Consider the following 12,681-nt stretch of genomic DNA (forward strand, 5'->3'; position numbering starts at 1 on the left):
GTATTTTATGTTGTTATATAAATATGGTTTCTTGTTAAATAAGATGAAATATTTTTTAATAAAGATTTGAATTAAAGTGTAAAGGAGGAGATAGTTATTATAAACTACAAGTGGATATTGTGTCCTGTATGTGGAAATAAAACACGATTAAAGATAAGGGAAGATACTGAATTAAAAAAATTCCCCCTCTATTGTCCGAAATGCAGACAAGAAAATTTAATTGAAATAAAGCAGTTCAAAGTAACTGTGATTACAGAGCCAGACGCAAAGACGCAGAGCCGATAAAATGAGATTAATACAATCTCATTTTATCGGCTCTTTCCGTTATGTATGGATTCTTTTAATTAGTCTTCGATGTTTCTTGCTTCGTTGATACCGCTGGCTAAAGATTCCATTAAGGATAGTTCTTTGTCTGTAAAGCTATCCATGTATTTCTCTATCTGTAATCGTCGGGTGCTTTTTACCAAGTTATTAGCAGGTAAGAAAAATTCATCAACGGAAACATGAAGTAACGATACAAGGTCATAAAGAACTTGTATGCTGGGGTGTTGCCCTTTATTTTCAATATTAGTTAAGTACCGTGGGTCAATTTCAATCAATGCTCCCACTTGTTCACGAGTTAAACCTCGTTTCAATCGAGCTTCTTTAATGGCTAAACCAAAGGCTCTAAAATCATATTTATCTTCTTTTTTACGCATAGTAGACCACCTCTATACATTTTATTGTTCCTACTGAATTAAAAACAGGTATAGAAAAACGTGTTATATGGTTTATAGGTTTATATTTAATAAAAAGCACTACTAAACGCCAATAAAAAAAACCGTTATATGGTAGTGCTATTTACGCTGTTAAAATATTGTATATTACTTCCAAATGGCGGTTTGTTGGAGGTCAACGTCGCCATGAAGTACATCATATACAATAAATTTCCTTACATTGGGTTCTTGTCAAAAAAAGTCGTCTATCTGCAATAGATAAGTACGTCCACCAATGTGGTTTTATAAATCATATAGATAGAATAACAGAAGCATGTAAACAGAGAAATAAATCTGTTTATATGCTTTTTTGGCTATTCAGAACTTTTTTACAAAGTTTATTTATCAGTAATGCAACAAATCCCCCTTTCACATTGGGACTAAGAGTGAAAGGAGATAAACGAGCAAGGCTCACTTCCTTTCCTAGACAGAAAGGGGGTGAGAAACATGAAACCATCTTCTTTTCAGACCACAATAGAAAATCAGTTTGACTATATCTGTAAACGTGCTATGGAAGACGAGCGAAAGAATTATATGCTTTATCTTTCAAGGATTGCAAAGCGTGAGGTGTCCTTTTCGGATGTTGGCGATTATCTTGTTAGCCAGTTTGCGACAACAGATAACTATTCAACTGACTTTCAGATTTTTACACTCAATGGGTTATCAGTAGGCGTTGAAAATGATTTGTTGAGTGAAGCATTACGTGAGTTGCCAGACAAGAAACGTGAAATTCTACTGCTGTTTTACTTTATGGACATGAGCGATTCAGAAATTGCAGACCTGTTGAAATTGAACCGTTCTACTGTCTATCGGCATAGAACCAGTGGACTAGCCTTAATTAAAAAGTTTATGGAGGAATTTGAAGAATGAAAACACAATATCCTATGATTCCCTTTCCTCTCATTGTAAAGGCAACAGATGGCGATACCGAAGCGATTAACCAGATTCTACATCATTACAGAGGGTACATAACGAAGCGTTCCCTACGACTTATGAAAGATGAATATGGCAATCAAAGTATGGTCGTTGATGAAGTCTTACGTGGAAGAATGGAAACCAGACTGATTACAAAGATTTTGTCATTTGAAATTAAGTAATATCCTCTCTCCTTTCGTGGAAGCGTGCTAAACCATTCCACGCTTCCCGAACAGGGAGGTTTGTTATTCCACCAAAGCATATTGAGCTTTCAATGTGTTTTGATAGGCTAACGAGCCATTGTTCTTTGAAAACTGAATAAAAGTAATCGAATACGTTTCGATAAGAAAAGAGCCAACGGAACTAACCGCCATGACCTATCTTATAAAGATAGCGAGCGATTCATGTTAGTGATCCGAGAAGCAATCTTTAGCAGGATTGCCTGCAACGACATTCTTATCGTGATAATGATACTCCCATACAGTCAATAGTCCGAGCGTGATAAAACCGTCGCAGGCAATGAGTATGGCTACATGAGAACCATGCAGGGGTGGAACTCCCGTGAGCTTTGCTAAAGCTGTTCGATTGCTGGTAAAACAACTTTTATGAAATCCAAATAAGTGATTTGGAAAGGAGGATTTTATGAAGCAGACTGACATTCCTATTTGGGAACGTTATACCCTAACCATTGAAGAAGCGTCAAAATATTTTCGTATTGGCGAAAACAAGCTACGACGCTTGGCAGAGGAAAATAAAAATGCAAATTGGCTGATTATGAATGGCAATCGTATTCAGATTAAACGAAAACAATTTGAAAAAATTATAGATACATTGGACGCAATCTAGCGTCGCCAAAGGGTCTTGTATATGATAAAATAGTATTAAGTCGTATCAAGGCTCTTTCCATAAAGGAAAGGAGCAAATGCCATGTCAGAAAAAAGACGTGACAATAAAGGTCGAATCTTAAAGACTGGAGAGAGCCAACGAAAAGACGGAAGATACTTATACAAATATATAGATTCATTTGGAGAACCGCAATTTGTTTACTCGTGGAAACTTGTGGCTACAGACCGAGTACCAGCAGGAAAGCGTGATTGTATCTCACTTAGAGAGAAAATCGCAGAGTTACAGAAAGACATTCATGATGGTATTGATGTTGTAGGAAAGAAAATGACACTCTGCCAGCTTTACGCAAAACAGAACGCTCAAAGACCAAAGGTTAGAAAAAACACTGAAACTGGACGCAAATATCTTATGGATATTTTGAAGAAAGACAAGTTAGGTGTAAGAAGTATTGACAGTATTAAGCCATCAGACGCTAAAGAATGGGCTATTAGAATGAGTGAAAATGGTTATGCTTATCAAACCATCAATAACTACAAACGTTCTTTAAAGGCTTCATTCTATATTGCTATACAAGATGATTGTGTTCGGAAGAATCCATTTGACTTTCAACTGAAAGCAGTTCTTGATGATGATACTGTCCCTAAGACCGTACTAACAGAAGAACAGGAAGAAAAACTGTTAGCCTTTGCAAAAGCTGATAAAACCTACAGCAAAAATTATGATGAAATTCTGATACTCTTAAAAACAGGTCTTCGTATTTCAGAGTTTGGTGGTTTGACACTTCCAGATTTAGATTTTGAGAATCGTCTTGTCAATATAGACCATCAGCTATTGAGAGATACTGAAATTGGGTACTACATTGAAACACCAAAGACCAAAAGTGGCGAACGTCAAGTTCCTATGGTTGAAGAAGCCTATCAAGCATTTAAGCGAGTGTTAGCGAATCGAAAGAATGATAAGCGTGTTGAGATTGATGGATATAGTGATTTCCTCTTTCTTAATAGAAAGAACTATCCAAAAGTGGCAAGTGATTACAACGGCATGATGAAAGGTCTTGTTAAGAAATACAATAAGTATAACGAGGATAAATTGCCACACATCACTCCACATAGTTTGCGACATACATTCTGTACCAACTATGCAAATGCAGGAATGAATCCAAAGGCATTACAGTACATTATGGGACATGCTAATATAGCCATGACGCTGAACTATTACGCACATGCAACATTCGATTCTGCAATGGCAGAAATGAAACGCTTGAATAAAGAGAAGCAACAGGAGCGTCTTGTTGCTTAGTAGTACAAATGAATTTACTACTTATTTACCACTTCTGACAGCTAAGACATGAGGAAATATGCAAAGAAACGTGAAGTATCTTCCTACAGTAAAAATACTCGAAAGCACATAGAATAAGGCTTTACGAGCATTTAAGAAAATATAAAAAGATAATTAGAAATTTATACTTTGTTTATTTTTAAAAATTGCAGTAAAAACTGCACATCCTTCTTTAAATGTGCTATAATACAGAAAAAAATAATGATGGAGGTCGTCGCGATGGTAACAACATTTTTGATGATTTTTGTGGTGGTTTGTGTGCTCCTATTGGTGATAGTCACACTGAGTACAGTTTATGTGGTTCGTCAACAGTCGGTGGCGATTATTGAACGCTTTGGGAAATACCAAAAGGTTGCCAATAGCGGTATTCACATCCGCTTGCCTTTTGGGATTGACTCGATTGCAGCGCGGATTCAGTTGCGCTTGTTGCAAAGCGATATTGTGGTTGAGACTAAGACTAAGGACAATGTGTTCGTTATGATGAATGTAGCGACTCAGTACCGTGTTAATGAGCAGAGCGTAACAGATGCCTACTATAAACTCATGCGTCCAGAATCTCAGATTAAATCTTATATCGAAGATGCTCTTCGCTCTTCTGTTCCCAAATTAACCTTGGATGAATTGTTTGAGAAAAAAGATGAGATTGCCCTTGAAGTTCAACACCAAGTGGCGGAAGAAATGACTACTTATGGTTATATTATCGTGAAAACCTTGATTACTAAGGTCGAACCAGATGCAGAAGTTAAGCAATCCATGAATGAAATCAATGCGGCCCAACGTAAGCGGGTCGCAGCGCAAGAATTGGCGGAAGCTGACAAGATTAAAATTGTCACTGCAGCTGAAGCCGAAGCAGAAAAAGACCGCCTTCATGGTGTGGGGATTGCCCAACAACGTAAGGCGATTGTGGATGGATTGGCAGAGTCTATCACAGAACTCAAGGAAGCCAATGTTGGCATGACAGAAGAACAAATCATGTCCATCCTCTTGACTAACCAGTATTTGGATACCTTGAATACCTTTGCTTCTAAAGGAAATCAAACTATCTTTTTACCAAATACGCCAAATGGTGTGGATGATATCCGTACACAAATCTTGTCAGCCCTTCGTGCTGAGAAGAAATAATAGACTAAAGAGCCTGGAGTCAGGCTCTTTTTTAGTTATGGTGAGAGATGAATCTTAGCTTAAATAAGACTATTCACAAAAGTTACTAACAGGTTGTGGATAAGTGTGGATAACTGTCAGTGTTCTGCTGCTACTATTAGTTCACTGAATCTATTTAATAGACCAAACATATATTATTTCCTATAAATTTGGAAGTAAGAAACACTTTAAGTTAGTTATTAACAAATTGTGGAAAAACTTGTGAATTGCTATGGGGATAGAGTGTAGGTCTACTATCTGACAAGCAGATAGATACCTAATACTCTCATTTTTATAATAGATGATATAGAGTGTTTCTCGTGAAACATAAAATTTCTGTACATTTTCCTATTTATACCTGATCTAGTTAGACAAATTAATGCTAAAATAAAAGAGAGGTGTTATTTCCGTAAAACTTGGAAAAGGTTGCTACAGGAATATACAGATTTCTAAAAAAGAAACATTAGGAGAATTGGCAGATGTGATTTTAGGGAGTCTTGATTTTACAGATGATCATACTCATGAATCTTTCATGGATAGTGTTGTTTGGAGCGATGAGGATTTTTATCATATCAGCTTTATTGTGGGAAGATTTACTTCGTTTTCTCCTGAAATTGAGTTTTTGTCCAGCCTCTAAACAAAAATTTAAGTTCAGTCTAGATAGGACTAGTATTTCAATGAGATGGTTTATTGTGGCTTGCTAGATTAGTTGCTAAGTCGGTAGTTAAGATTAAGTTTTACTTTTTTAAAACTTCAATCCTGCTTATGCGTCTTATGTGATTAATAATATTTTCGCAACATTACCATTTTTGCTGACTTTTTTACACAGGGTATTTGGGTGAAATATTGGTACGAGAGTTAGGAATGATAGCTTTTCAATTTAAGGAGGAAAATGAGAATGACACCATTAAAATGGTTTGCTGGAGGAAGCGAAAGACGTTGTGAAGCCATGACGATTATAAATCATCTATTGGAAGGTATAAGCAATACGCCTCAACTTGCTCCTTTGAAAAATCTGTTAGTGAGTTATAAAAGACGATTAGAGGACGATGGGACCTCTACTCCATTTATTTTGAGTCAAATGAATGTTGACATCTCACGTGTGTTGATTGACAATAAGCTGATGTTATCAGAAAGTCAATCCGAGCAGATCAAAAAATTGAGAGAATTATCTGCTATTCGCTATGGCTACTGATGAAGTACAGGGATAGGACTCTTTCTATAAATTTCCAGTCAAATAAATTGCATTCGTTTTCTCAAGCAGGTATACTAGTATAGTTAGATGAAAAATTCTGAAAATTTAAGAATAGAAAAGAGAACAAATCTTATGGCAAAAGATATTCGTGTCTTACTTTACTACCTTTACACTCCAATTGAAAATGCAGAGCAATTTGTTGCAGACCACTTGGCTTTCTGTAAATCAATCGGCCTTAAAGGCCGTATCCTAGTCGCTGACGAGGGAATTAACGGAACAGTTTCAGGTGACTACGAAACAACTCAAAAATACATGGACTACGTTCACAGCCTCCCAGGTATGGAAGAACTCTGGTTCAAGATTGACGAAGAAAATGAACAAGCCTTCAAGAAGATGTTCGTTCGCTACAAAAAAGAAATTGTCCACCTTGGTTTGGAAGACAACGACTTTGACAACGACATCAACCCACTTGAAACAACAGGTGCTTACTTGTCTCCAAAAGAATTCAAAGAAGCTCTTCTTGACGAAGATACAGTTGTCCTTGACACACGTAACGATTATGAGTATGACCTAGGACATTTCCGTGGGGCTATCCGCCCAGATATCCGCAACTTCCGTGAGTTGCCACAGTGGGTTCGTGATAACAAGGAAAAATTCATGGACAAGCGTGTCGTAGTTTACTGTACAGGTGGAGTTCGCTGTGAGAAATTCTCAGGTTGGATGGTCCGTGAAGGCTACAAAGATGTTGGTCAATTGCACGGAGGAATTGCAACTTACGGTAAAGACCCAGAAGTCCAAGGTGAGCTTTGGGATGGGAAAATGTACGTCTTTGACGAGCGTATCGCCGTAGATGTCAACCATGTCAACCCAACCATCGTAGGGAAAGACTGGTTTGATGGAACACCATGTGAACGTTATGTCAACTGTGGAAATCCATTCTGTAACCGTCGTATCTTGACATCAGAAGAAAATGAAGACAAGTACCTTCGTGGATGTTCACACGAGTGCCGTGTTCACCCACGTAACCGCTATGTTTCAGAAAATGAATTGACACAAGCTGAAGTTGTCGAGCGCCTAGCCGCTATCGGTGAAAGCCTGGATCAAGCAGCTACTGTATAAGATTCAACAGTCCTTAGGGGCTGTTTTTCTATGCTTTTTACTCAAAAATCTAAAGTTTGTTTCTGTATCTTTCAGGAAAATAAGGTATACTATATGTAAACGATTTCAAAGGAGTTCAGTTATGGTGAAAACATTTTTTATTCCAAATAAACAGAGCATTTTAGGAGAACAAGAGATTTTGACTGCCAAGTCAATCTTGGCCTTGGTAGATGGTTTGGAGTCACATAGCTATGATGCTGTCTATCTCCGTCAGCCTCTTAGCCGTCTTGAGTATATTGAGTGTGCGATAGTGGGGCAATCACAATTTCTTTTTAAAGTCAGTTATGCTGATGGTCAAAAGGCTTACCGTGTCGATCTTCCTGAGCTACTCACGAAGACAGACTGGGAGATCATCAAGTCATTTTTAGATGCTCTGCTTGCTTACACAGGAACTGAGATTGAAGAACTAGATGGTTTTGATTTTGAAGCTTATTTCCAAGCAAGTATTCAAGCCTATCTGGCAGACACCGCAGCCCGTTTTACGATTTGCCAAGGAATTTTTAATCCTGTTTTCTTTAGTCATGAGGACTTGAAAAGCTTTTTAGGGGAAGATGGCTTGGCTCAGTTTGAAGCACGTGTACGTGCAGTTCAAGAGACAGATGCTTACTTTGCAAGAGTTTCCTTCTATCAGGATGGAGAAGGACAAGTTCACGGTGTTTACCATCTGGCTCAAGGGGTCAAGACCGTTTTACCTAGAGAACCATTTGTACCTGAAGCCTATATGGAGCAATTGGTGGATAAGGAAGTGCAGTGGGAGATTGACTTGGTTCAAATCACAGGAGATGGCTCTAAACCAGAAGACTATGAAGCCATTGCCCGCTTGGACTATGCAAAATTCCTAGAGTCACTACCATCAGCATCTTACCACCAACTAGACGCCAATCAATTAGAAATTCAACCCATCTTAGAAAAAGATTTTAAAACATTAGCACAAGAAAAGTAAAGCAGAAGCAGGTCAATCGACTTGCTTTTTTGACATAGAAAAATCCTGCCATGAAAGACAGGATTAAAGTTTAAAGAAAGGCCAAGATACGAAGATAATCCCCAATCAGTGCCACTTCAGCTACAAAGAAGAGGAGGATAATAACTCCGTTCACAAGGACAGACAAGAATAACTGATAGAAGGAGTCGGCTTCACTTGCTTGACTAGGTCTTGTAATGATATGGAGGCTAGCAAGCAGAGTGATCCCAATGCTAATCACACACAAGAGAGCTGTAAATCGTAGGCTATCAAAGAAGGCAAAGAAACTAGCAATGGCAGTGAGGAAGATTGGAATTGCCAAGAGTTGACTATATTGTTGGAGAACTTTTTCTAGGGTCCAGTCCTTTTCTTGGTAGATAAATCGTCTCACGACGAAACTACCCAAGAGGAATGAAAAGAAGAAGAGTGCTGTTGCTACTAGGATAGAGATAATTGAAAAGAGATTTAATGAAGCAAATTGTTCAGGGAAGTGATTATGCATAGTTGCTATATTTCCATAGTAAGCATGTTTGATGTGGTAGATACTAAAGAAAAAGGAAGATGCAGAAAACAGAATGAGCAAAAGAAAGGCTGTGTAACTGTGTGTGCTACTTGTTTCAAGACTGCTTGTAGGAGATTTGATTGCTTCCACTAGCCAAGACCAAAAATCAAGCACTTGTTCTTTCCATTTATCCGTAGATTTTGGAGCTTGGTCGGGGATATAAGGACTTTCTAAGGATTGACTGATAAGAAGTGGCTCTTTCAAGATTGTTTTTTGCTGAGGAAGTGCTTCTTGACTCTCTTCAGCTTTAGTGACTTTTTCTGTTTCTTTAGAAAGGTCTGACTCTTCTTCAGTAGAATCTAATGCTTTCTTTTCTTCTATTTCTGTTCTTGCTTCACTGTCTTCAGGAGCTTCAATTTTCTCTTCTTGCTGGCTTTCCAGTTCGACTTCAGCTTGAGAGACGTCCTCCTCTACTTGAGTATTTTTTTCAATTGGTGTATCGAGATTGGCTATCGTTTCTTCAGCCTTGTCTGCAACCTCTTGAGTTTGCTCTTCAGGTTTGTTCTTGCTTGTTGCTTTTACAAAATCATTACTTTCAAACCATTCTTGTTTCATGGTAGAACCTCCTTTTTAGTTAGATAAATATGCTTTTATAGTAGCAGATGTAAGCGCTTTTGTCAACGATTTCTAGAAGAAGACTCGTGTTCCTCTGCTTTGAGTAGATAGATATACTGGTCTGCCCTTGCTATGAGTTGATCTTTCACATCAGCTTTTTCTGTTTTATAAGGATTGCTTAAATGTTCATCTTTGTTTTCTTTATTTTTAAACGAATGTCTTCCTTCTCTCAGAAAATGGATAATAGAACCATGTTTTGTTGAAAGATCTAAGTTGATTCTTTGTTTTTCTTCTTCGGAAAGTAGGAGGTTTAGGTCTGTTTTTGCTACCAATTCCACCTTACCATGTACTTGGATTTTTTCAGCGTGGAAGTGATTCTCTGTTGACTCTAGCTGACTATCTGTAAGGTCTGTATCAAAGATATTAATGATATTAGGGGTTGTGAGTTTACTGTTTTTGATACGACTTCCTTCAATTCGGAGGAGATAGCCATTATTGGTATTGATGGTCGCATTTTCAAGACTAGCATTAGTGATACTAGTTTGTCCACGATTGGCTGACACGTTGATTCCTTTTAGAGTTCTCCCTTTTGGAAGTTGGAGAATAACTTCTTCAAAACGACGAGAGTAGCTACTTGCGATATGGAGAATCCCGCCAATTCCAGAAGAGAGAAATGGACTTTCAGACAGTTTCTTATCAGTGAGGCTCAGCGTTTTATCGTTTTGATTTGTGATAAGATCATGGTTAGCAGAAATAGATGGATGGTAAGAAATGTGGATTTGATCATCGAAAGAGTCTGTGATGGTCAGCGCGTGTTGGTGGAGAGTAATTTCTAGGTTTTCGACTTCCTTGCCAAAGGTTAGCTCTTCCGTACGGCTATCATAGACAGGTTCTTTGGACATGGCAAGTAGGCTCTTAATTCCGTCAGATTGGATGCCTACAAAGAGCAGGACAAAGCCGATAATAGTAGTCACCACACCAAAAATGAGAAATCCTTTTGTCCATTTACGCATGCTGGTCACCTCTCTTTCCTTTTTTAAGAACAAATTGCACCAGGCGAACAATGAGTAGACCGAAGAAGCGAGCTACATAGGAAATACCTAATAAAACCAGCGAAGAAGCACCGATAGCTAGTAAACCAGAACCGAAAATCAAGATAAAGGCTGATTTAGCTTGGGCTAGGACAGTAAAACTTTCAACTAAAAATAGGAATCCGCCGATGATACCAAGTATGGAAACTGCAAAGAAAGCCAGAATGACAGTCAAGGCTGCCACAAGGATTGCGAACAGGGACACGAGGATGGCGATTCCCAGAGGAATACCAATAGGGGCTGCAAGCAAAGCTAACAAGGCGATATGCAAAATTTGTCGGTTATTCTTTTGAGCAGGCGCTTCATTGATTTTTTTATCTAGAAGATTTGATAGAACTTCGTGGGCTGCTTCCTTAGGAGTTCCCAAGCTAGCGATGAGTTCTTCTTCTCCCTCGACTCCAGCATCGTCAAAGAGTTCTCTGAAATAGTCCATGGCTTCGATGCGATCAGCTTCAGGTAGTTTCTTGAGATAGAGTTCTAGCTGAGTCAGGTATTCAGTTCTTGTCATGGCGGATACTCCCTTCTATGATGCCATTGATGGTGTCTGTATAAAGTGCCCATTCATCTTTTAGGGTCACGAGCTGTTCTATACCACCATTTGTCAAGGAGTAGTATTTGCGCATGCGACCTTGGAACTCTCTAGAATAGGTTGTCAGAAAGCTATTGCCCTCCAATTTTTTGAGAATGGGATAGAGTGTAGATTCTTTGATATTAGCGATCAGCTTAATGGTTTGGCTAATCTCATAACCATAAGAATCATCCTGCTCCAGTACGGCCAAGATGAGAAATTCAATCAAGGCAGAGGATGTTGGAAAGTACATGGGGAACCTCCTTTTCTAATGTGTAAGATTTTTATATATAATTTTTCTACACATACATTGTACATCTAAATGAAAGCCCTGTCAAGAGAAATGTGTAAAATTTTTATATATAAAAAACCTCTAGCCAAAACTAGAAGTTTAAAGGATTTTATCAGCTCTGTCCACTGTAAAGAGGGCCACAGTCATCAGGATATCGACGAGTAAGAGGGCAGCTACAGCTGGCACCCAAGAGTGGAAAAGGTCAAAACTGTAACCAAAGAGGGTTGGCCCAAAGGCTGCTAGGATATAGCCTCCTGTTTGAGATAAACCAGACAATTGGGCAGTCTTTTCAGGGGCGCTTGTCTTGAGTGAAAAGTTGACCATGAGATAGGGGAAGAGGGCGCTGGTTGCGGTTCCGATGAGGAGATGGATGGCAAGCCAGTAAAAGAAATTACCGATTGGGAAAAAGAGCATGGAAATGCCGACCACACCAGCTAGTGAAACCAGAGCGAGCATGAGCTGACGGTTGCGAGTAGACAAGCTGGTTGTCAGGCTTGGGATGGTCATTGAAAAAGGAATGCTAATCAGGGAGAAGATAGAGGTCAGCAAGCCAGCTTCGTGACTGGATAGGCCTGCATGGATGGCCATGGTAGGTAGCCAGGTCATAGCGGTGTAAAAGAGTAAGGATTGAAAACCTGCAAAGACAATCACTGCCCAGACCTGTTTATTACGCATGACCTTTGCTTTGCTTTTTTGTTTGGTTTGTGGAGCTAGTCTGTGATTATAGCGGTGATTTGGGAGCCAGACCAAAAAAGTTGCTAGACAGAGCAGGGTGAGGAGGATGATAAGTCCTTTCCAAGAACTGGCTTGTGTAATAGGCACGGCTAGATAGGAAGCCAGAGCCGTCGCAATCCCCATAGAGGTTACATATAAGGTGGTCAGAAAACCAATCTTCTTTGGTTGATTGGCTTGGATGAGACTAGGAAGCAGCACATTGATGACTGCGATACTTGCCCCAACCATCAAGGTTCCTAGATAGAGCAGGGGCAGATTGATTAGTCGAATGAGAGAACCGATGGTCAAGAAGAAAAGGCTGTAGGTGAAGAGATGCTCCAAGCCGATTTTTTGAGCCAGTCGGGTAGAAAAGAGTGAGAAGAGGGTAAACATGAGGAGGGGAAGGCTGGTCAAGACACCAAGCGAACTAACTTCTACTCCCAACCCTTGCGAAATATCTCCCAAAATAATGGGTAAAACAGTAAAAGGAGTCCGCAAGGAAACACCAATCAGGATAATACCTGGAACAAAAAAGAGTGATTGCTTTTTCATATAATACCTCTTCTAGCTGATTTTAATAACAGCTTATTT

17 protein-coding genes and 1 pseudogene are annotated in these 12,681 nt (G+C 39.0%); 11 read left to right on the forward strand and 7 right to left on the reverse strand.

Translation table 11 applies throughout. The features are described from left to right. Window positions 1-117 precede the first annotated feature (117 nt). Window positions 118-285, forward strand: a complete 168-nt coding sequence (locus tag F9B91_RS05420) for a cysteine-rich KTR domain-containing protein (protein ID WP_000336323.1) — start codon at window positions 118-120, stop codon at window positions 283-285. A gap of 59 nt (window positions 286-344) precedes the next feature. On the opposite strand, the gene F9B91_RS05425 is transcribed toward F9B91_RS05420, so the two are convergent. Further along, window positions 345-698: a helix-turn-helix transcriptional regulator gene (locus F9B91_RS05425; RefSeq protein WP_001227347.1), complete on the reverse strand. Its 354-nt coding sequence runs from the start codon at window positions 696-698 to the stop codon at window positions 345-347. 504 nt (window positions 699-1,202) lie between these two features. Between F9B91_RS05425 and F9B91_RS05435 the strand changes: the two genes are divergently transcribed. Together F9B91_RS05435 and F9B91_RS05440 are read left to right on the forward strand one after the other, a co-directional pair. Further along, window positions 1,203-1,625, forward strand: coding sequence for a sigma-70 family RNA polymerase sigma factor (locus tag F9B91_RS05435; protein WP_000804885.1), 423 nt, complete (start codon window positions 1,203-1,205; stop codon window positions 1,623-1,625). Then, entirely contained in the window at window positions 1,622-1,852 is a 231-nt protein-coding gene (locus tag F9B91_RS05440; protein ID WP_000857133.1) for a helix-turn-helix domain-containing protein, read from the forward strand. The genes F9B91_RS05435 and F9B91_RS05440 overlap by 4 nt, the downstream gene beginning before the upstream one ends. A 225-nt stretch (window positions 1,853-2,077) precedes the next feature. On the opposite strand, the gene F9B91_RS11450 is transcribed toward F9B91_RS05440, so the two are convergent. Continuing rightward, on the reverse strand, window positions 2,078-2,329 hold the full coding sequence (locus F9B91_RS11450) for a hypothetical protein (RefSeq protein ID WP_001845478.1): 252 nt from the start codon (window positions 2,327-2,329) through the stop codon (window positions 2,078-2,080). On the opposite strand from F9B91_RS11450, the gene F9B91_RS05450 reads away from it, so the two are divergent. From F9B91_RS05450 to F9B91_RS05480, 8 genes and pseudogenes are all read left to right on the forward strand, one after another. Beyond that, window positions 2,313-2,516, forward strand: coding sequence for an excisionase (locus tag F9B91_RS05450; RefSeq protein ID WP_000814511.1), 204 nt, complete (start codon window positions 2,313-2,315; stop codon window positions 2,514-2,516). The genes F9B91_RS11450 and F9B91_RS05450 overlap by 17 nt on opposite strands. 81 nt (window positions 2,517-2,597) lie before the next feature. Further along, a complete protein-coding gene (locus F9B91_RS05455; protein ID WP_001291561.1) occupies window positions 2,598-3,815 on the forward strand; it encodes a tyrosine-type recombinase/integrase in 1,218 nt (405 codons plus the stop codon). A gap of 276 nt (window positions 3,816-4,091) precedes the next feature. Continuing rightward, window positions 4,092-4,976, forward strand: a complete 885-nt coding sequence (locus tag F9B91_RS05460) for an SPFH domain-containing protein (RefSeq protein WP_004235732.1) — start codon at window positions 4,092-4,094, stop codon at window positions 4,974-4,976. Window positions 4,977-5,466: 490 nt separating this feature from the next. After that, window positions 5,467-5,631: a hypothetical protein gene (locus F9B91_RS11305; protein WP_153208810.1), complete on the forward strand. Its 165-nt coding sequence runs from the start codon at window positions 5,467-5,469 to the stop codon at window positions 5,629-5,631. A gap of 121 nt (window positions 5,632-5,752) precedes the next feature. Then, window positions 5,753-5,836: pseudogene (locus tag F9B91_RS05465) on the forward strand (CPBP family intramembrane glutamate endopeptidase); the annotation flags it as partial. A 56-nt stretch (window positions 5,837-5,892) separates the two neighbouring features. Continuing rightward, a complete protein-coding gene (locus F9B91_RS05470) occupies window positions 5,893-6,189 on the forward strand; it encodes a bacteriocin immunity protein (RefSeq protein ID WP_191962418.1) in 297 nt (98 codons plus the stop codon). Window positions 6,190-6,321: 132 nt separating this feature from the next. After that, the gene (locus F9B91_RS05475) at window positions 6,322-7,308 is read left to right on the forward strand and encodes a rhodanese-related sulfurtransferase (protein ID WP_150922697.1); all 987 of its coding nucleotides are present in this window, start codon (window positions 6,322-6,324) and stop codon (window positions 7,306-7,308) included. 121 nt (window positions 7,309-7,429) lie between these two features. Continuing rightward, window positions 7,430-8,290 carry a DUF4299 family protein gene (locus F9B91_RS05480; protein ID WP_150922698.1) on the forward strand — a complete coding sequence of 287 codons (861 nt, stop codon included), beginning with the start codon at window positions 7,430-7,432 and terminating at the stop codon, window positions 8,288-8,290. 70 nt (window positions 8,291-8,360) lie between these two features. Here F9B91_RS05480 and F9B91_RS05485 read toward each other — a convergent pair whose 3' ends face one another. The 5 genes from F9B91_RS05485 to F9B91_RS05505 form a co-directional block, all read right to left on the reverse strand. Continuing rightward, the gene (locus F9B91_RS05485) at window positions 8,361-9,425 is read right to left on the reverse strand and encodes a DUF6574 domain-containing protein (RefSeq protein WP_150922699.1); all 1,065 of its coding nucleotides are present in this window, start codon (window positions 9,423-9,425) and stop codon (window positions 8,361-8,363) included. 62 nt (window positions 9,426-9,487) lie between these two features. Continuing rightward, a complete protein-coding gene (locus F9B91_RS05490) occupies window positions 9,488-10,438 on the reverse strand; it encodes a DUF4097 family beta strand repeat-containing protein (protein ID WP_150922700.1) in 951 nt (316 codons plus the stop codon). Further along, window positions 10,431-11,024: a DUF1700 domain-containing protein gene (locus F9B91_RS05495; RefSeq protein WP_000198685.1), complete on the reverse strand. Its 594-nt coding sequence runs from the start codon at window positions 11,022-11,024 to the stop codon at window positions 10,431-10,433. The genes F9B91_RS05490 and F9B91_RS05495 overlap by 8 nt, the downstream gene beginning before the upstream one ends. Beyond that, window positions 11,011-11,337, reverse strand: a complete 327-nt coding sequence (locus tag F9B91_RS05500) for a PadR family transcriptional regulator (RefSeq protein WP_000273858.1) — start codon at window positions 11,335-11,337, stop codon at window positions 11,011-11,013. The genes F9B91_RS05495 and F9B91_RS05500 overlap by 14 nt, the downstream gene beginning before the upstream one ends. A 138-nt stretch (window positions 11,338-11,475) precedes the next feature. Beyond that, window positions 11,476-12,642 (reverse strand): CynX/NimT family MFS transporter, encoded by a 1,167-nt coding sequence (locus tag F9B91_RS05505; RefSeq protein WP_049543180.1) that lies wholly within the window; start codon window positions 12,640-12,642, stop codon window positions 11,476-11,478. Between the last annotated feature and the right edge of the window lie 39 nt (window positions 12,643-12,681).

It is taken from the genome of Streptococcus mitis, assembly GCF_008763935.1.
Lineage (GTDB): Bacteria > Bacillota > Bacilli > Lactobacillales > Streptococcaceae > Streptococcus > Streptococcus mitis_DB.